The organism is Olivibacter sp. 47 (genome assembly GCF_030372825.1).
Classification (GTDB): Bacteria; Bacteroidota; Bacteroidia; order Sphingobacteriales; family Sphingobacteriaceae; genus Olivibacter; species Olivibacter oleidegradans.
On record NZ_JAUCNR010000001.1, the window covers coordinates 796,452 to 816,530 of the forward strand.

At 40.8% G+C, this 20,079-nt stretch carries 14 protein-coding genes and 1 pseudogene; 7 read left to right on the plus strand and 8 right to left on the minus strand.

Features of this window, described 5'->3' with window-relative positions; translation table 11 throughout:
- Positions 1–229: 229 nt before the first annotated feature.
- On the plus strand, positions 230–2,284 hold the full coding sequence (locus tag QT327_RS03450; RefSeq protein WP_289552018.1) for a M13 family metallopeptidase: 2,055 nt from the start codon (positions 230–232) through the stop codon (positions 2,282–2,284).
- 78 nt (positions 2,285–2,362) lie between these two features.
- Here the strand turns inward: QT327_RS03450 and QT327_RS03455 are convergent, their stop codons facing one another.
- Positions 2,363–3,442, minus strand: coding sequence for a PLP-dependent cysteine synthase family protein (locus QT327_RS03455; RefSeq protein ID WP_289552019.1), 1,080 nt, complete (start codon positions 3,440–3,442; stop codon positions 2,363–2,365).
- Between the two features lie 370 nt (positions 3,443–3,812).
- Here QT327_RS03455 and QT327_RS03460 point away from each other — a divergent pair, with 370 nt between their 5' ends.
- The 3 genes from QT327_RS03460 to QT327_RS03470 all read left to right on the plus strand — a co-directional run bounded on the left by QT327_RS03460 (position 3,813) and on the right by QT327_RS03470 (position 5,948).
- Positions 3,813–4,838: a sensor histidine kinase gene (locus QT327_RS03460; RefSeq protein WP_289552020.1), complete on the plus strand. Its 1,026-nt coding sequence runs from the start codon at positions 3,813–3,815 to the stop codon at positions 4,836–4,838.
- Positions 4,835–5,542 carry a LytR/AlgR family response regulator transcription factor gene (locus tag QT327_RS03465; RefSeq protein WP_130858500.1) on the plus strand — a complete coding sequence of 236 codons (708 nt, stop codon included), beginning with the start codon at positions 4,835–4,837 and terminating at the stop codon, positions 5,540–5,542. The genes QT327_RS03460 and QT327_RS03465 overlap by 4 nt, the downstream gene beginning before the upstream one ends.
- Positions 5,543–5,699: 157 nt before the next feature.
- Positions 5,700–5,948: a hypothetical protein gene (locus QT327_RS03470; RefSeq protein WP_289552021.1), complete on the plus strand. Its 249-nt coding sequence runs from the start codon at positions 5,700–5,702 to the stop codon at positions 5,946–5,948.
- Positions 5,949–6,197: 249 nt separating this feature from the next.
- Here the strand turns inward: QT327_RS03470 and QT327_RS03475 are convergent, their stop codons facing one another.
- The 4 genes from QT327_RS03475 to QT327_RS03490 form a co-directional block, all read right to left on the minus strand.
- Complete coding sequence (locus tag QT327_RS03475; RefSeq protein WP_289552023.1) at positions 6,198–7,142, minus strand: phytase; 945 nt, start codon at positions 7,140–7,142, stop codon at positions 6,198–6,200.
- Between the two features lie 303 nt (positions 7,143–7,445).
- The gene (locus tag QT327_RS03480) at positions 7,446–9,080 is read right to left on the minus strand and encodes a tetratricopeptide repeat protein (protein WP_289552025.1); all 1,635 of its coding nucleotides are present in this window, start codon (positions 9,078–9,080) and stop codon (positions 7,446–7,448) included.
- Between the two features lie 160 nt (positions 9,081–9,240).
- Positions 9,241–12,069, minus strand: a complete 2,829-nt coding sequence (locus QT327_RS03485; protein WP_289552026.1) for a TonB-dependent receptor — start codon at positions 12,067–12,069, stop codon at positions 9,241–9,243.
- Positions 12,070–12,412: 343 nt separating this feature from the next.
- The gene (locus tag QT327_RS03490; protein ID WP_013667864.1) at positions 12,413–13,294 is read right to left on the minus strand and encodes a hypothetical protein; all 882 of its coding nucleotides are present in this window, start codon (positions 13,292–13,294) and stop codon (positions 12,413–12,415) included.
- A 73-nt stretch (positions 13,295–13,367) separates the two neighbouring features.
- Between QT327_RS03490 and QT327_RS03495 the strand changes: the two genes are divergently transcribed.
- Together QT327_RS03495 and mnmC2 are read left to right on the plus strand one after the other, a co-directional pair.
- On the plus strand, positions 13,368–14,699 hold the full coding sequence (locus QT327_RS03495; RefSeq protein ID WP_289552027.1) for an MBL fold metallo-hydrolase: 1,332 nt from the start codon (positions 13,368–13,370) through the stop codon (positions 14,697–14,699).
- A gap of 136 nt (positions 14,700–14,835) precedes the next feature.
- Complete coding sequence (mnmC2, locus tag QT327_RS03500; RefSeq protein ID WP_289552028.1) at positions 14,836–15,513, plus strand: tRNA (5-methylaminomethyl-2-thiouridine)(34)-methyltransferase MnmC2; 678 nt, start codon at positions 14,836–14,838, stop codon at positions 15,511–15,513.
- A 123-nt stretch (positions 15,514–15,636) separates the two neighbouring features.
- Here mnmC2 and QT327_RS03505 read toward each other — a convergent pair whose 3' ends face one another.
- From QT327_RS03505 to proS, 3 genes are all read right to left on the minus strand, one after another.
- On the minus strand, positions 15,637–16,503 hold the full coding sequence (locus tag QT327_RS03505) for a TIGR02757 family protein (protein ID WP_289552029.1): 867 nt from the start codon (positions 16,501–16,503) through the stop codon (positions 15,637–15,639).
- Between the two features lie 70 nt (positions 16,504–16,573).
- On the minus strand, positions 16,574–17,716 hold the full coding sequence (locus tag QT327_RS03510) for a cystathionine gamma-synthase (RefSeq protein WP_130858508.1): 1,143 nt from the start codon (positions 17,714–17,716) through the stop codon (positions 16,574–16,576).
- A gap of 126 nt (positions 17,717–17,842) precedes the next feature.
- Positions 17,843–19,315, minus strand: coding sequence for a proline--tRNA ligase (proS, locus tag QT327_RS03515; protein ID WP_130858509.1), 1,473 nt, complete (start codon positions 19,313–19,315; stop codon positions 17,843–17,845).
- A gap of 231 nt (positions 19,316–19,546) precedes the next feature.
- Here proS and QT327_RS03520 point away from each other — a divergent pair.
- Positions 19,547–20,079, plus strand: a pseudogene (locus QT327_RS03520) (hypothetical protein); the annotation flags it as partial.

Here is a 20,079-nt window from a genome sequence, read left to right on the forward strand (position 1 = left end):
AATTAGCTTGCGGCAGACACCGAAACCTCTCCGTCTTATAATATTGTTACACCAATCCATATATATTCAAAAACAAAAATTTTACCTTCGTTCAAAAAAATTGGCCGACTAACAAATCGGTATTTGTTCAAATAAGCAATAAACATTTGGGCATCTATAAAAAAGAATTGTTTATTTTTAACTTAATGATTCAATTTGCCAAATTTCTACAACAAATAATTTAACACACATGAAGTATTATTCCCCTTTACTTTACTGCAGTCTGGCCTTTGCTGTCTTTCAAGGCTGCTCGCAAGCTGAAAAGAGCACAACACTCACTAATACTCCTGAGAAACTAATCGATCCTGCCAATATGGACACAACTTTTAAACCGGGAGATGATTTTTTTCATTATGCAAGCGGCGTCTGGCTGAAAAACAATCCAGTACCGGCCAAAGAAACGCGTTGGGGTAGCTTCAACCAACTACGAGATTTTAACGCAAAAGCAGTAAAGAGCATTTTGGAAGAGGTTTCCACAAAAAAAGATGCAAAAACAGGTAGCGTAGAACAACGCGTGGGGGATTTTTTCTCGAGTGCGATGGATAGCGTTGGAATCGATGCTGCGGGCAAAGAACCAATTAAAGATGATTTAACGCGCATCAACAGTATAAAGGATATCGATGGCGTTGTCAAAGAAATTGCATTTCAGCGAACTATTGGAATTGGTTCCCCTCTTTATAATTTTTACGTCGATCAAGACGAAAAAAATACAGCAGCCAACATTGCGCAATTTGGTCAAGGTGGACTCACACTCCCTGATCGCGACTATTATCTAGTTAATAACACGAGAAATCGTGATATTAAACAAGCCTACGAAACTTATGTTCAGCAGCTATTTACCCTGGCAGGAACTAACGACACGGAAACGGTTAAAAAGTTTGAACAAATATGGAATATAGAAGCTGCTCTCGCGAAAGCCGAATGGAGTCGGGAGGATATGCGAGATCCCTACAGAACCTACAACAAACTTACATTAGCCGACTTAAAGAAGAACGCTCCCCAACTCAATTGGGAGACGACTTTTAGTACGCTAAAGATTGAGGATGCAGACAGCGTAATAGTCAACAATCCTTCATTTTTCGTCGAGGCATCTAAGCTACTTGCAAAAAAATCGGTTGACGAATGGAAAACATATTTGCAATGGAATATGCTTAAAACTGCAGCACCACACTTAAGCACGCCTTTTGTCAAAGCTAATTTTGCTTTCACACAGGCCCTGACAGGTCAGAAAGAGATGACACCCCGTTGGCAACGCAGTTTTGAAGTGATTGATCGTTCCATCGGTGACTTATTAGGCCAATTATATGTAGCCAAATATTTCAAACCTGATGCAAAAAAACGAATGGTTGAATTGGTAAAGAACTTATCGGAAACTTACGAGGAACGAATCAAGACACTGGACTGGATGAGTGAAACGACCAAGAAAAAGGCCATTGAAAAACTACAGGCCTTCACACCCAAAATCGGCTATCCCGATAAATGGGAAACCTATGACGGTTTGGAAATAAAGAAGGATGATTATTATGGAAATATCCGCCGTGCCAAGATATGGAACTATAACGACATGGTGGACCAGTTAGGCAAACCGGTAGACAGAACACGTTGGGGTATGACACCGCCGACTGTGAATGCCTATTACAATCCGGCAAACAATGAAATTGCTTTCCCAGCCGGTATTTTACAATTTCCGTTTTTTGACTTTTCGGCAGATGATGCAGTTAATTATGGTGGGATCGGCGCCGTCATCGGTCATGAGATGACGCATGGCTTTGACGATCAGGGAAGGCAATACGCTGCCGATGGTAACTTAAAAGACTGGTGGACAAAAGAAGATGCGGATAATTTCAAAAAATTGGCGAATAAGGTGGTGGAGCAATACAATGGCTACACCGTTCTTGATACACTTCATGTAAAGGGCAAGCTCACCTTGGGAGAAAATCTGGCGGATTTGGGCGGTTTGGCCATGGCCTATGCAGCATTCAAAAAGACTCCTCAAGGGCAATCCAACGAAAAGATTGATGGCTTTACCCCTGATCAGCGTTTCTTTTTATCATGGGCTCAGGTATGGCGTATGAATACTACACCTGAAACAGCCGCTCAATTGATTTTGGTGGATCCCCATGCACCTGCTACAGCACGGACAATCGGCCCCCTAGTTAATATGGATGCTTGGTATAAAGCCTTTAATGTAAAAGAAGGCGATAAGCTATACAAACCGGAGAATGAACGAATCAGGGTTTGGTAGAAAGGTATAAAGCGTAGGGTATAGGGTATAAGGGGGCGGCATACCTTATACCCTATACCTAAAACCTTACCTTAAATCTCAATAAGCTCCAAACATAGGTTCTTTTAAACGACAGATAGGATGATATTCTTTAAAGTCAACTGCCATAGCGATATATCCGTCTCTTACGGGTTCTTCTCTAACCAAATCGGTGCTTAAGTACTTTTTATTGTCATCACATAGCAAAGTAACAACAACTGCATCTTCCCCCAATTCTTCCTTCAGCTTAATGGCTCCAATCACATTAGCACCCGAGGAGATTCCTACGGCCAATCCTAACTGTTCGGCCAATTTTTGGGCCATCAAAATAGCATCACCATCATTCGCCCGAACTACCTTGTCCAATTGATCTAACTGAACAATGGCAGGTATAAATTCATCAGATATCCCTTGTATCCGGTGCGAGCCAACTTTAAATCCTGTAGATAGCGTAGGACTTTCGGCCGGTTCCAAAGGATGAATCCGAACTTGGGGATGTACACTGCGTAAATAACTTCCTACACCCATGACTGTCCCACCGGTGCCGACTCCGGCAACAAAAGCATCTGGCTGTAGGCCTTTGCTTTTTAATTGTTCCCAAATTTCACGTCCTGTTGTTCGTTCATGTGCTTCACAATTATACCTGTTTTCAAATTGGCGAGGTAAAAACACACCGCCTCTCTCAGCCATCTCTTCACTCATTTTAATACTTCCCAAAAAGCCACCCTCCTCTTTACTCACCAACACAATCTCGGCTCCCATGCTTTTTATGATGTCAATACGTTCGCGACTAAGCCAGTTAGGCATGATAATTTTAACCGGGTGCCCAAGCGTCCTGCCAATCGCTGAAAAGGCTATTCCCGTATTCCCACTCGTTGCTTCAACGATGGTGTCAGTTGGTTTTATTTGACACCCTAAATAAGCTTTATACATAATATATAAAGCCATCCGGTCTTTAATACTTCCAGTTAGATTATAATGTTCGCACTTGACGTAAATCTTATTGGCTTTTCCAAGATATTTGTAATGTAATTCCAGCATCGGCGTATTACCTACTAAATGCCATAAATGCTTGAATCGACTATCCAATTCAGGCGATAGGCAAGCGCTTAATACCTCTTCTTTTGAAATAAAGTTCATTGTATTCAATTTATTGGTTGATAAAAAAATTGCCCTATATTCTTTAGAAAATTCTATATAGACTTAGTAGACAAAGGGTTATTTTTTTTAGCGAAGTATTTTATTGGTTAAATTAACTCCACACTTATTAAGACAAAGGCTGAGCGCCGATATTAGCAGCAAAGGTAGTCTTTTTTATATAAACAATGAAATTCCCTTAATTACGATCGCAATCGGCATAAGCAAGTACGTTGATTTTATGTTTTGTCTACACAAATGCCTGAATCGTCGTCCATAACAACCTTATTGTATATAGTAGCGAACAACCGATTGCACAAGCAAATCTATTTCCTTACTTTCATTTAAAACTTGATAAAGAAGCATTGTTAGCATGTTAACATCCTTATCCTTCAAGCAAGTCCATGTGGCTCTTCATATTTTTATATGGAGCGTCCTATTGCTTTTGCCCTATCTTATCGGATCTGCTGACAATAATTATCAAATTGGTGCTATACCCGGTTGGCTCTTTACACTAACAGGCATAATACATGCCGCCATATTTTATGGAAATGCCTATTTTCTTTATCCAAAGCTATTCAATAAACGATTCTGGTGGTTATATATAGTTGGTAGCCTCTTGTTAATTTTCGTTTCTCTCCGATTAAAGCATTGGCTGCTTTTAAACTATTTTGCTGAAATTCCCCGTAGTCCTTTGGTTTATAGATTCCTCTTCGCTCCTTCCATTCTTGTCTTTGTCATAAGTTTTGTTTACCGTATGGTGTTAAACAGGATTCGAGCAGAACGATTACAAAAAGAACGGCTAGCGGTTCAATTACAGGCCGAACTTAAATTTCTCCGCACGCAAATCAGTCCGCATTTCCTTTTCAACGTATTGACCAACATGGTGTCCCTTGCCCGAAAAAAATCTGATAAATTAGAAGAATCCCTTATTATGTTGTCAGGTATAATGCGTTACATGCTTTACGACACAGAAGGCAAAAAAGTCGCTTTAATCAAGGAAATTGAATATTTAGAAAATTACATTCAGCTGCAAGCCTTGCGATTTGGGCAAGAAGTCAGGATAATCAGCCAGCTGTCAAGGCCAGCCGAGGACAAGCAATATGTTATTGAACCCATGTTGCTAATACCATTTGTTGAAAATGCTTTTAAACACGGTGTTACCCACTTGGAAGCTCCACAAATCCATATCTCTTTGACAGTACAGGATGACGTGCTCTTTTTTGAAGTTCGAAATCACTATCAAAGCCAGCATAAAACCGTCCATGAACGATCAAGTGGTATAGGACTGGAGAACACGAAACAGCGTTTAGAACTTTTATATAAAGAGAAATACGCATTAAAAACCAATGCAGACAATAATCTGTTTTGCATACAACTTACTCTTAAACTAATATGATGAGGTGTTTAATTGTAGATGATGAAGTATTGGTGCGAGAGCTGATGGAAGATAATATTCGGCAAGTACCCTTTCTAAATTTAATAAAATCCTGTAGAAATGCGCTGGAAGCGGCAGCTGTATTGCACCAAGAACCGATCGATTTAATTTTTCTGGATATACAAATGCCGCAAATAAGTGGCCTGGAATTTCTGCAGACACTCAAAAAACCACCATTGATCATCTTGGTTACCGCTTATGAGCAATATGCGTTAGAAGGTTTTAATCTACAGGTGGTAGACTATCTCTTAAAGCCCTTTGGCTTTAAGAGATTTTTAAAAGCTTGCAATCGCGCACAGGACTTGTTCGCCATGCAAACCGCCGTAACACCAAAAAAGGAGGAGACGGATCACTTCTTCGTTCATGTTGAGTATACTTTAGTTAAGATTTTGATAAACGAAATAGACTATGTGGAAGGGCTTAAGGACTATATTAAAATTCACTTATCCTCTACATCCAAACCCGTGTTGACGCGCATGACCATGAAATCGATAGAAGAACGATTACAGCCTTTTTCTTTTATACGTACACATAAATCTTACCTGGTTGCTGCAAATAAAATCACGACCATTAAACGTGATTTCGTATGCATTCGAGACCAAGAAATCCCGGTTGGCGAATCTTTCAAGGAACGAGTTAATCAATTATTGAATCTCGGAAGTTAAATTTTTGCTGTTTGTCGACACATATGCTATCCTGGTCTACTTTCCTAAAATACTAAAATCAAAGCCACTAATTTTAAATCAGTAAGGCAAAAAACTGCATCAAAAAGGAAATTTGGTGAAAGCCTTATGAGAAGGTTTAATTTTAAAATTTGGTATTATGTTAGTCTTCATTGCAATTCGGATACTTTTTGTAGCCTGCATGATTTTTATAATCGGCTACATTTATGGGGGATTTTCCCGCAAGCCTGTGTTGGCGACCATTTCGAAAGTCGCTGCAATTCTCGTTATTTTTCTTTTTATAGCAGCCAATATTTTCGCTTTCCAATGGCGAGGCAATAGGCCTTTTGGGAAACACGTACATCATTGCGATCAGATTGAATACAGGCAAGATAAAGAAGAACGTTAATTTACTGGAGTGGGTTTTGACAATGCCGTCTGCACAAGTTGCGCAGACGGCGTTTTGTTATTACGAAACAATGATAAACAACCCTTTATTTTTTCGAGATAATTCGCTCGTTTACTTTTCTCCAATCAAAGACATGAAAGGTTCGGTTGGTACTCATAGCCACCAAAATCCCTTCAGGAAATTGCGCTCCTAAATTTACGGAACTAGCGTCGGCTCCATCCGTCTCCATTGCACTAACAGGAATTTCAGCTAATAAGGATATTCGCTTTTATTGGCTTTCGTTCCTTCCCGAGGATAAACCATAAAAGTATGCGAGCCTTGGTTAGACACGAGAATATAACCGGTTTCAGCCCCCGTTTTGTAAATAGCAATTCCTTCATGATCCTTTGAAAAACCACTTTGTCCGAAAAGAGCTAGTTCTTCATTATTATTTACCGCAGGATCAGCCATATATTTCCGAATCCCTGTTTGTTCATCGGAATAATAGATATAGCCCAGTTCGTTATCGACCGCAATGGCTTCAATTTCCTTCTTGCCACTATACTTCCCAAATTTCCGTACAAGGTCACCGCTGACAGATCCGGCTCCATTGTCTCTTAACCGATATTGCCATAAATAACCCACTGCCGGGCCCGATTTTCTGCCTACCACCGCAAATACTTGCTTGTCTCTCGGCCGCGTATACAAAGCAATGCCCATTGGAGCTCGCTCCTCTTCACCTACAAATACATCTATTCCGCCGTTATCCACGGGACTTAAATCAGGCAGCGTAAAAACTCGTATTTTATTTGTTTCACGCTCAGTCAACACCGCAATGTCCACACTTTTCCCGTTCAATTGAAAACCGTAAGCAATATCAACGTTATTCGGCCTTTTAATCCCCTCTACTCTTTTGACAATTTTCCCCTGCAGATTAAAAGCATAGAGAGCTCCATCACTATCTTTATCCGTTCCGATAATTAGGCTTTTTTCCACCTGTTCCGAATTAATCCAAATGGCCGGATCATCACTATCATGTTTAACCTTTTCGGTAATGACCGTTGCAACTAATGTATCTGTTGGGTGATCCAATGGTTGAGTTGATTTACTATCATTTTTATTGCTAGCCGATTGACAACCAAAAGCCAGTACAGTAGCCATAAACGCTAAAACGAAGTATACTTTATTTCTTTTGTTCATTATTCTTTTTCTCACAAAAATGCCTTTATTGACTGAATTAAATCAATTTTCAAGCGTTACAAATAGTGAACATGATTAAAAATAAAGGCAACAATTTGTAACAATACGTCCTAAATTTAGATTATGCCCACCTCTTCTCTGTTATTGAAATAGTATTAATGATGCATTTATAGAGTTTTAATAAAGAGTTAATAAGGATATTACCCTTATTAACCCTTTGTCAACACCTTATTAAATCCTTATCAACCCTTTGTTAATAGTAACAATAGTATCAAGTATTCGAGTGGAAAGCCTAATTAAACCATAAACAAGAACGCTTTATATAGCTTGAAGAAATGCCGTTAAACTCTTGCCCGGCTCGACACCTAATTTTTTACGAAGACGATACCTGGATACACGAAGACTGTCTGTAGAGATACCCAAGAGGGCAGCCATGTCCGGTGTATTCATGTTGAGTTTAATGAGGGAAACCAGGCGCAGATCTGCCGCAGATAAATCAGGGTTAATCTGTTGTAAATGCAGAAAGAAATCTTGATTAATTTCTTCGAATACTCTTCGGAAATCAACCCAGCTAGCTTCTTTATGAAAGCTTTGGTTAATCTTATTGAGTAATTGCCTAAGCTCTTTTTTATAGCTTCTACTATCGTTTCGAATAATTTCAGTCAAAGCCAGTTTCATTTCCTCCAGCAATTTATTTTTTTCAATTGCCTGGAGCGTATGAGACGTAATTTCTTTTGCTTTGCTTTCGATTTCGATCTGTAATTGCTCTTCCTGAAGTTTTTTATTTTGCAGCTCTACTTCCATTAAACGTTGCTTAGCCTGTAGCAGATCCGTTTCCTGATCGCGAAGCTGCCTTTCATTGCGTATTTTTTGCCGCTCGTTTCTCACCACGATTATGAATAAAAGAACCAATAAACAAGCGATAATACCAAGTGTTGCATAGATAATAATGGCCGTTCTGCGCTCCTTCGCCAATTGTGCGATGCGGGCGTCTTTACGATCAATATCGTAAAGTACCTTAAGCAGAGCAGCTTGGTTTTTACTATCTTCATTATAGATTTCGATATACAGCTTCCGACTCAACTCTAAATAGTAAAATGCACTATCCGCATTTTTCAGAAAACTATAGGTCTTCCCTAGGTCCCTATAAGCACTACTTAATCTGCTCCATGCTTTGTTTTCTTTAGCTAACTTTTCGGCCAGTCCGGTATAGATCAAGGCCTCTTGGTATTTGCCCGTCTTTCTGTTGATATCTCCTATGTTATTATAGGCATCAATTAGCATTGGAATATTACCGTTCGCTTTAAAACGATTCAATGCTTTGGTAAAGTATTGATAGGCCTCAACATACCTTCCCTTATCTTCATAAATACTTCCTAAATTCTCGTTGATTAAAGCTATGCCGTCTAAGTCATTTATTTGCTCAAAGGCTTGCATAGCCTTTTGTTGAAAGTAAAAAGCGCTGTCGTAATCGCTACATTTTTCATAAAGATGCCCAAGATTTCCATAAGTATTTCCTTGTCCTTTAACATCTTCTGATCTTTTATAGCTATTTAAGGCTTGGAAATAAAGGCGTTTAGCTTCTTCTCTTTGATTGTTTAAAAATAACAAGAGAGCTAAATCATTCAGGTTTGCCGCTCGTTGACTTTGGTTTCCTCGCTCCAGCAGTTTTTCTGCTTGTAGATGGTAATTTAATGATTGCGCGAAGAGGCCCGAGTTATAACATATCTGCCCCATCTTTTGCAAGGATAAGGCTTGTTTAAGCCTATCGTCTTGCCTTTCGGCTTGCAGATAACGTTCATTCTCTATGACTAATAAGGAATCGGAAGGTCGAATATCATACAGATCTAAATGCCCAATATCCAAAACAGCAGAAGGTGTTTGCGCTGTTAAAAAACGTGGATAGCATAATATCCAGGCAATTGCAAAGATACAGACACGAAAACGTACCATATCACAAAAATAATCGCCTGATATTAATTTATTGTTAATTAAAATCTTATAAAGTGTTCGCTTAATAAACGAAGTTGCCGCAGTTATATACCATGACCTAGGTCTATAATAAAAAGGGCTATCTAGTGCATGACAGCCCCTTTTATTTTTCTATTATTACTTACATATCAAACTTAAGACCTAGATTATAACGTGGTTTATAAAACTCATTTTGCATCGGACGATTACTGGCGCCCCAATAATAGCGTAACGATTGATTGGTCAGGTTATTAGCTTCTACAAACACGCGCATATACTTTCCGAATTTATACGAAGCATTTGCATCTAAGAAGAATTGGCTATCGTAATAAAAATCGCTAAAAGCATCGGATCCTATTTCATCGATGTAAGCAGCTGTATAATTGGCTGAGACACGCGCGGAAAAGCGTTTATTTTCCCACGATAACGAACCATTCACCATATGTGGGGCAGTTTGTGGCAAAGTCATATTACCTCTCGGGTTACCATCCGCATCCGCAATACCTTTCGCTTTCGACTTGGTGTAGGTGTAGTTGGCATATACGCCAAAACCTTTCAGGAATTTACCGGGCAGGAAGTCCAATTGACGCTGAATAGCAAGCTCAAAACCATAAACATCCACATTATCGCCGTTACGATCCTGCACAAAACGCCAAGTTTCTCCTTCCGGAATTAAATTGCTTGCTCCTGGAAAATCGTTTGCAAACTGTTCTGCCGTATAATCTCTATTACTGTATTTATAAATAAAATTCTTCAAGTTTTTATAATATACACCTCCGGAAATAATACCGACCGACTTAAAATACTTCTCCGCCATGAGATCGAAGTTCCAAGCATAAGTCGCTTTTAGATCCGGATTACCCGCCACGACAAAACCATCGTCTATGTTAGACTGTACATAAGGGGCGATCGCATAATAGTTCGGTCTGGCCAAGCTCGTTGTAACAGCACCTCTTAATACCAAGTCTTCTTGAGGAACATACTTAAAAGTTACACTCGGTAATACGTTTGTATAACTATTTTTAACAGACCTTGTACCTGCCAGTTCTTCCTCATCGGCCACCACATTTCCGGTATAGTCGATATTGGTATGTTCGATCCTTGCCCCTAAAATCATGGACAATTGACTATTGAAATCCTGATCCCAACGAATATAACCCGCGGTTATTCGTTCTTTGGCTTTATAATTTGCGGATAAATACTCATCGGGTTTATCCTCTTGCTCAAACTGAGACGCATCTGTCAAATCAAGGTTACCCAATAAATGCTTGTCGGCAAATAAACCGGGCGCATATTGGTTACCTGGTTCAAAGGCACCTGTCCAATTGACAGTTTGCACATTGCCTAAAACATCATATTGTCCGCCAAGTGGTGTGTATTCAAAGAATTCATTTCTCCGTTCCTTCTCTTTCAGACGTAAGCGGGCACCAAAACGCAAGCGACCTTTTTCACCGTCAATCAAGGAGAAAGGAACCCGAAAGTTCAGTTTTGCACCTAGTTCGGTTTCATCGGTATAATCATGATTTTCGCTGATGGCGTCAAGTTGACTTAAACCAGCATTTGGACGGTCATACACTAAATCTACCGGGCGATCATTAGAAGAGGACATTTGTTGGATCAATAAGTCTTCTTCGCTTTCGTATTCGTAGTTAATGTATCGTTCATGTGGCCGGTCTTCACTTGCCTTCGCATAACTCACCGCCCAATCCATATCCAAGGACGAACCCAGCAGGTGGTTCCCACCCAATGAATAGTTTTGCACACGTTGGTCTTCTAAGCGAGCATAATCAACGCGGTTATTACCGATGCCCCCTTTAGTTTCGCGCGAAATTTTATCGAGTTTAAAACCTCCCGCCACTCCCAGATCTTCTTCCGCCAATTCCATATCGGTTCGCACACGATATCGGTTTTCCCAGTCGTCCCGCCAATTGTAAATGAGATTAGCATATAAACTATGATTCTCATTAATTTTATAATCAAAAGCTCCCGCCACACTTCTTCTAACACGGTGCACATTGTATCTTCGAATATCTTCGCGAGATAGCCACGCATTGCCATCTTTATCCTGTTCCCATTCGCCTTCAATACCTTCGGAGCCCAGTTGATTATTGTTGTAAGAGCCACTCAACACCATACCGAATTTGTTATTAGCAAAACGGTTTCCATAAACAAAAGCACCGGTATAAATGGGTGTTTGGTGTAAGGGGTTATAACCGCCTGCTAAGGTTGCTGATATCCGTTGCCCATTTGGTGAAGCCCTCGTAATCAAGTTCACCGATCCACCGATGGCATCCGCGTCCATGTCGGGCGTTAACGTTTTATTCACCTCGATGGTTGAAATCATATCCGAGGGGATTAAATCCATTTGTACCCGTCGATTGTCGCCTTCTGCCGAAGGGATCCGATCGCCATTGAGTGTCACGGAATTTAACTCCGGTGACAATCCACGCACGATAATATTACGGGCTTCTCCTTGGTCATTCTGCATGGTAATACCAGGAACGCGCCGCAAGGCGTCACCGATATTGGCATCAGGGAAACGTCCTACTTGATCAGATGAAATGATATTGGTGATATTAGATTTACTTTTTTGTTGATTAAGCGCCCTGGCCTGTCCTCGGAGACGATCACCCATAATGACTACCTCGTCCATCGTAACGGAACCGTCTTCTAACATAAAATTGACAACTGTATTTTCCCCCGCAGTTACCAGGACCTGCTGCTTTGTCCTTTGATAACCCATATAAATTACTTCCATTTCATAGGTTCCTGCAGGCACATTTAAAAATTCATAGTCGCCATTTTGACCTGATATAGTATAACGGTTTCCAACATTGAGGCGTACAGTGGCTCCCGGCAAGGAAGCTCTTGTAAGCGATTCTTGCACTTTTCCGGAAATTACTCCATGCTGTTGTGCAAAAGCGATAAAGGATAAGGTCAAGAGCAAACAGCTTGTAAAAAGTTTTTTCATTTCTTTGATGGTTTAGTATTTCACTTAAGACATGACAGCTTGATATTAACATCTCACTTGTTCATGTTACAAAGTTGATGAACCTCACCATTCCATGAAAAGGCAAACGTTACAAAATATATACCTAGCCCTTTCAACCGTTAACAGCATAGCAGCAAGCAGATAAAAACAAATCACAAAACACTCATTAACAAATACTTACAAACAAACAAAAGAACCATTAAGTTTATGTTAAATAGAAGTTAGCTTTGGAGCAGTGAGAAGTAAGATTGAAGGTATAAGGTGGAGTATGATATCCATAAGGCTTATAGCTTATAGCCTATTGCTTATAGCTTATAGCCTATTACTTAAAGCCCGCATGTCTCTTATGAAAATAAATATGTGCGGGCAATCCAAAAGGTTTTTCACTTGTCGTATAATAACCGGACCCGTCCCGTGCAAAAGTGATTGCTTCGCCTTGCGGTTCGGGCTGATAAGGCTGCATAGTGCCTTCATGACGAAACATTTCGGGTATAGACTCACCTTGCTTACGCTTCCAATAATACACATTCAGTAGATTTTTTATCAGCACCTCCTTACCATCCGGCGAGATATCGGCACTTGTAACAAAGGTATAAGGAATGGAGATACGCTTTTTCAGGGTAATCGTATCAGTTTTCTGTGCAGGAAGTATCGCTTCATAGACACCAACATGCAGGTCGCGCTTACTTATGATATAGAGCTTTTTATCAATAGGGTCGAAAAATAGGGACTCAGCGTCTTTCGGACCGTCTTCATAGCGAAGAGTGTACGTTGTAATGGACTGTTTAGGAATGGTATCAACAACGTTGTTCTCATTAATTTTTGGCTCTTCAAACTTATGAACATAAATAGTTGAATGTTTTGCCAAATTGTCGCCAATATCGCCAACTAATAAATAAGACTTCCCGCTATCTTTCATGGCAGCCATATCTTCCCAATCACGGGCGTCAATTCCTTCTAAATAATAGGTTGTTTTATGTCTCGCCGCGCTATCCAGCAAAAACACACGGGCCTGATCACCGCTATCGTTGTGTGTCCAGAAATAACCTGGATTATAACCACTGCAGACTAAACCCGAAGCTTCGTCGATAGCGTCATAAGTAATCTCGCCTTTATCGATTGCTTCTCCAAATTCACCTTGTTCTATGGGGCAGAATACGGTAAGAAGAAACGATATACCGATGATGTGAATAATTAAACGCATAGTAATTTATTTGACAATTAAAGGTTCCCCCTCCCTGACCATTTTTTGTACCTTTGCCCATATTTTGGTTGACATGCAGATAGAACAATTTTACGACACCGGGCTCTCCCATGCTTCTTACGCTATTGTTAGTAATAACGAAATGGTACTGGTTGATCCGGCAAGAGATCCTGAGCCGTACCTCGCCTTTGCAAGAGAAAATCATGCCAAAATTATCGGCATCATTGAAACACATCCTCATGCAGATTTTGTAAGCAGTCATTTGGAGCTTCATAAACGTACGGGAGCCGCCATATATACCAGTAAATTAGTAGAAGCGGATTATCCACATCAATCTTTTGACGAAAACGATGTGATTGAAATTGGTAGTCATACCTTAAAAGCACTTAATACTCCCGGACATTCACCCGACAGTATTTGTGTACTGTTGAGCGATCAAACCGGAAAAGAATTGGCTTTATTTACAGGTGATACCCTTTTCGTTGGAGACGTTGGACGACCTGATCTTCGCGAAAATGTTGGAAATGTAAAGGCAAAAGCGACCGAATTGGCAAAAGCCATGTATCATACCTTGCACAGCAAAATCATGAAGTTACCGGCTGACGTGGTAGTCTATCCCGCACACGGCCCTGGCTCGCTTTGTGGCAGGAGCATGAGTAAAGAGTTACAAAGCACTATTGGCAAAGAGCTCAAAGAAAACCCGGTTTTACGCCCCATGGAAGAGTCGGAATTTGTAGAATTGCTAATGGATGACCAGCCTTTTATTCCAAAGTACTTTGTCCATGATGTAGCAATCAATCGTTCGGGGGCCGACGATTTGGAAGCAAGCTTGGCACACATTATACGTATAGTGGAATCAGAAATTGAAAACACTACCGCTTTGCTCATCGATGCGCGCCCTGCACATGTATTCAAAGCCGGGCATTATCCACATGCCATTAATATTCCGGATGGCAACAAATTTGAGACCTGGGTCGGCAGTATTGTTGGGCCGGGCGAATCATTCTATTTAATTGTTGCGGAAGAACGAAACGCGGATGGTTTATTACGTAAACTGGCCAAGATCGGTTATGAGAGTCAGTGTAAAGGCTATCTCACATCAACGGAAAGCAGTAATGTAAGTCCAGCGTTCGATCTTTCTTTTTTCAAAGAAAACGAAACTGACTTTACAATTATCGACATTCGCAATGATAGCGAGCTAAAGAAGGGCAAGTTGTTTAAGGAAGCCATTCATATACCCCTGCCCCGATTACGGGAATCGCTTCAAGCAATACCGGAAGAAAAGCCGATTGTCGTACATTGCGCCGGCGGCTATCGCTCGGCTATCGGCTCGAGCATTATTGCCGCTCGTGTAGCGGTACCTGTATACGATTTAAGTACTGCTGTACATGAATTTGAGAAATAGTTGAGTGGTTGAGTAGAGAAGTAGTTGAGTGGCTTAACGCTTTGATAATTCAACGTTTTAACTACTCAACATTTTAAACGATTCACCTATTTAACGTTTCGACAACTCAACTATTCAACAACTTAACGTAAAACAAATGAACTTTGTAATAACCGCTGACGGCTCGAAAACTATTTTCCATGAAACGGTCGGAGAGCATTATCACTCCAAGCATGGAGCGGTGCAGGAAAGCAGGCATGTATTTCTTCAATCCGGGTTACAATACCTCCTCCAACAGGGGTTAACTTCACAAAATGAGAAAGTATCGATTCTAGAGGTAGGATTCGGAACAGGTCTTAATTTTTTGTTGACCGCGGATTATTGCTTGAAACAAAACATTAAATTAACCTATACCGGTATTGAAGCCTATCCACTCGAAGTTGAGGTGATTGCACAAACGGGTTATGACAAAGAAGTAGATGCTACTCTTTGGCATTCATTCTTGGAGCATTATGGCCAAACTCTATCCAATCCGCAATGTTTAGTGAACGAAATAGACTTAACGATTGCCCATCAAGAAGTACTTAGCTTCAACAGCAAACAATGTGTTGACGTACTTTATTTTGATGCCTTCGCTGCGATTCATCAGCCGGAAATGTGGACATTGGAAACGCTTGAACATGCATGTTCCTTTCTAAAACCGGGAGGCGTATTTGTAACCTATGCTATTACAGGCAACCTAAAGCGTACGATGAAAAGTCTGGGATTTTCCATAGAAAAAGCACCCGGAGCACCGGGAAAGCGGGAGATGTTAAGGGCTGTTAAAATTGGTTAATTAGGTAGTGGAATGGTTAAGTTGTTAAATAGTTAAGTAGTAAAATCTCGACTACTCAATGTTTTGACCTCTCAATTAACGTCTCAACTACTCAACGTTTTGACTTCTCAACCACTCGACAATTTACAATTCCCCTTCAACCCCCAGCCCGAATAAAGCAAAGTCGTATTTCACGGGATCGTTGGCATCTAGTAGTCGAAGGTTGTCTGTTAGTTCAACAGCCGTATTCCAATCCGTCTGTTTACGCGTAATTAAACCTAAATGCCTGGCAACCCGTTCAACATGAACATCGCAGGGACAAATTAACTCGCTCATTCTTATTCGCTTCCAAATACCGAAATCCACTCCTCGAAGATCATTGCGAACCATCCAGCGTAAAAACATATTAAGGCGTTTACAAGTTGACTTTTGAGCCGGTGAACTGATATGTTTTCGTGTGCGGGTAGGGTAATCCGGTAAACTAAAAAAATATGCCCGAAAACGATTCAATGCATCTTCAACCTTTAAATTCGGACGTATAAGCTCAGTTTGATAACACACATTACTGCTCATCTCTTGACTTGATACAGCTTCTTCCTTCCCTTCCATTAAAAAGTCTTCCCTAAACTCGCTCGACATCGATGAAGGCAAAAACGCATCCTCCAGGGAGTTAAAACGTTCATAATGCGCTCTGAAAAAGCTGACGAAATACAGCAAGTCGGTATCATTAAAAGTTCGATGCTTGAAGCCCAACAAGCCTTTCAAATCATCTGGTTCATGTCCTATAATAAACGCATAAGGCTTTCCATCCATTCTGTCAATTAGTTCGCGGCATTTATTAATAATGGTTTTCCGTTGTCCCCAAGCTAATACCGCTGCGAAAAAGCCCATGATTTCCACATCCTGCTTTACTGAAAATTGATGCGGAATGCAGATCGGATCATTTTCAATAAATCCAGGCTGATTATATTGTTCAACCTTACGATCGAGGAAGTCTTTTAAATGAAGCATTTAGCAGTTAGCATTTAGTGATTAGTGGTCAACAAACAGCTATTAATTCGTACAACGTATAACCTAAAGCTTATAACTTAAGAGCTTGCTCCAAATCTTTCAAAAGGTCTTCAATATCTTCGACACCAACACTAATGCGGATTAGATTATCAACAACTCCGACTTTTTCTCTAATTTCTTTTGGAATAGAGCCGTGGGTCATGGTAGCGGGATGGTTGATCAAAGATTCAACGCCTCCCAACGATTCGGCTAAAGAAAAAACTTTAAATGAGGAAGCTACTTTGAAGGTATCCTGTAGGGAGGCGTCCTTTAAAACAATGGAAATCATACCACCGAAATCGCGCATCTGTTTTTTAGCTACTTCATGATTTGGGTGGTCTTCAAAACCCGGCCAATATACCTTTTCAATTCTTGGATGATTCCGTAAGAATTGGGCTATCTGCCTACCATTCTCACAATGAGCTTTCATACGAAGATGAAGCGTTTTTATACCGCGAAGAGCCAGGAAACTATCTTGAGGCCCCGGTGTACCGCCACATGCGTTATAATAAAAGAACAATTGCTTATACAATTCTTCATTATTGGTGACTAAAGCGCCCATCACCACATCGCTATGTCCGGCTATATATTTCGTAACTGAATGCATTACAATATCTGCGCCTAAATCGATCGGATTTTGTAAATAAGGCGAAGCAAAGGTATTGTCCACTACATATAGAACGCCAGCCTCTTTCGCAATGAGTCCTACCGCTTCAATATCAACAATTTGCATCGTTGGATTCGTAGGAGTTTCAATCCAGATCAGCTTTGTTTGATCGTTTAAATAAGACCGGATAGTTTCAGGCCTCGTGAAGTCAACAAAATGGAACTTAATACCAAACTTCTCAAACACTTTTGTAAAGATCCGATACGAACCGCCGTATAAATCATTACCCGTAATAACCTCGTCCCCTGGCTTTAGCAAGCGTAGCACCGTATCGGTAGCGGCCATACCACTGGAGAAAGCCAAACCATATTTAGCATTTTCCAAGGCTGCAATACATTCCTCCAGTGCTTTGCGCGTCGGATTGGTACCTCGCGAGTATTCATAACCTTTATGTTCCCCAGGCGATTGTTGCCAGTACGTCGATGTCTGATAAATCGGCGTCATCACCGCTCCGGTTGTCGGATCGGGATGCTGCCCTGCATGTATAGCTTTTGTTGCGAATTTCATAAATTTCGTTATTCGTTGTTAGTTGTTAGTTATTCGTTGTTAGTTGTTAGTTATTGACTATGAACAAGAACTAATAACCAATTATCGATTATGACTAAGAACCAGTAACCGATAACTAATAACCAATTAATAAGCCTTAGCAAACAACACCCGTTGTTTTGATGGTTTGCCCGTAAATATACACGTTCCTTCTTCCTCTTTATTATTAAGAGGAATACAGCGGATGGTCGCTTTGGTTTCCTCCTTGACTCTTTTCTCCGTTTCTACTGTACCATCCCAATGGGCCGAGATAAAGCCGCCCTCCCCTTCAAGCACCTTTTTAAATTCTTCATAAGAATTTACTTCGGTAATGTGTGCATCGCGGTAAGTTAGTGCTTTTTGGTAGATATTCTCCTGTATAGTAATTAATAATTGTTCGATGGCTTCCGCTAATCCTGTTTGCGGAACCGTTTCTTTGCTTTGCGTATCCCTTCTTGCCAGCTCCACAGTTCCATTTTGCAAATCACGAGCTCCTATCGCTACACGGACCGGCACTCCCTTAAGCTCCCATTCGGCAAATTTGAATCCGGGACGTTGCGTATCACGGTCGTCATATTTGGCGGAAATCCCCTTTTGCTTCAATTGTGCTATTAAGTTATCGGCAAGTGCGCCTATCTGCCGGCTCTCTTCTTCTGTTTTATAAATCGGTACAATAACTACTTGGATAGGCGCTAATTTAGGAGGCAAAACCAATCCGGCATCATCCGAGTGGGCCATAATTAAAGCACCCATCAAGCGGGTAGATACCCCCCAAGAGGTTGCCCATACATAATCCAGCTTGCCTTCTTTCGACGTAAATTTAACGTCAAAGGCCTTTGCAAAATTCTGCCCTAAAAAGTGGGAGGTGCCTGCCTGTAAAGCTTTACCATCTTGCATAAGCGCCTCGATGCAATAGGTATCTAAAGCTCCCGCAAAACGTTCGTTCTCCGTTTTTCTTCCACGAACCACAGGTAAAGCCATCCATTCTTCGGCAAAAGTAGCGTATACATTCAGCATACGTTCTGTTTCTTCCACAGCTTCCTCGCTTGTGGCATGCGCCGTATGCCCTTCTTGCCATAAAAATTCAGCTGTTCTCAAAAATAGACGCGTGCGCATCTCCCAACGTACGACATTGGCCCATTGATTGACCAAGATGGGTAAATCGCGATAAGACTGTATCCAGCCTTTGTAAGTATTCCATATAATGGTTTCCGAGGTTGGTCTTACAATTAACTCTTCCTCTAATTTTGCCTCTTCGTCAACAATGATTTGTCCATTTCCGTCATTTTTAAGACGGTAGTGTGTCACAACGGCACACTCTGTGGCAAAACCTTCCACGTGAGAAGCCTCTTTTGAAAAAAATGACTTTGGTATGAAGAGCGGAAAATAGGCGTTGCTGTGGCCGGTGTCTTTAAACATTTGGTCAAGTGCCGCTTGCATTTTTTCCCATATAGCGTATCCATAGGGCTTAATAACCATACATCCACGTACGGCGGAATGTTCTGCTAAATCGGCTTTACTTACTAATTCATTATACCATTGCGAATAGTCTTCATTTCTGCTAGTTATACCTTTACTCATTGTTGTATGTTTGGAATAAAAATTGTACTTTAAATGGAAAGCAAAAGGAACTGTTAAAATTTGTTAAAAATGTTAAAATCACTGTAAAGTTACTTCCATTTTGCGAATGTAAGGATTATTAAATTATTTTTGTAGCAGACGCATTTTTACAACCGTTTACCTATTAAACCTTTTCGGTTTAACGGTGTCTAACGTTATAAAGACCACAAAATTATTTGAAAGGAAAGAACAATGAAAAGTAAACCATTAATCATAAAAAGTGCCATATTGATAGGTGCCTTATCCTTAGGATCTTGCGCTACCAGTCAGTACGCACAGAATACTTTTCAGGATGATGTTTATGGAGGGAAGACAAAGGCAAAGGAGATCGCCTATCGCAGCCCGGACTATTACGATGAGTATGCCGAGCCTGCAGAAGGTTACGATGAATATGCAGATACGGATACCAATGCTTATGCCGACCAATATGCAGATCAGAATGGAAGATATTACGACGATGAATATGCGGACAGCTATGGGGATGCATATGCAGACGAATATAGCGACTCTGAATATGCCAATCGTATCAATCGCTTTTACTATGCGACACCAGGCATGTCCTATTACGACCCATTTTTTGACCCTTGGTATGGCTATGCCGGCTGGGGCGGTGGTTTTGGCTGGGGCGGCGGCTTCGGCTTAGGTTTTGGTTGGAGAAGTGGCTGGGGTTGGGGTGGTGGCTTCGGCTGGGGCGGATACTGGGGTAACCCATATTATCACCGACT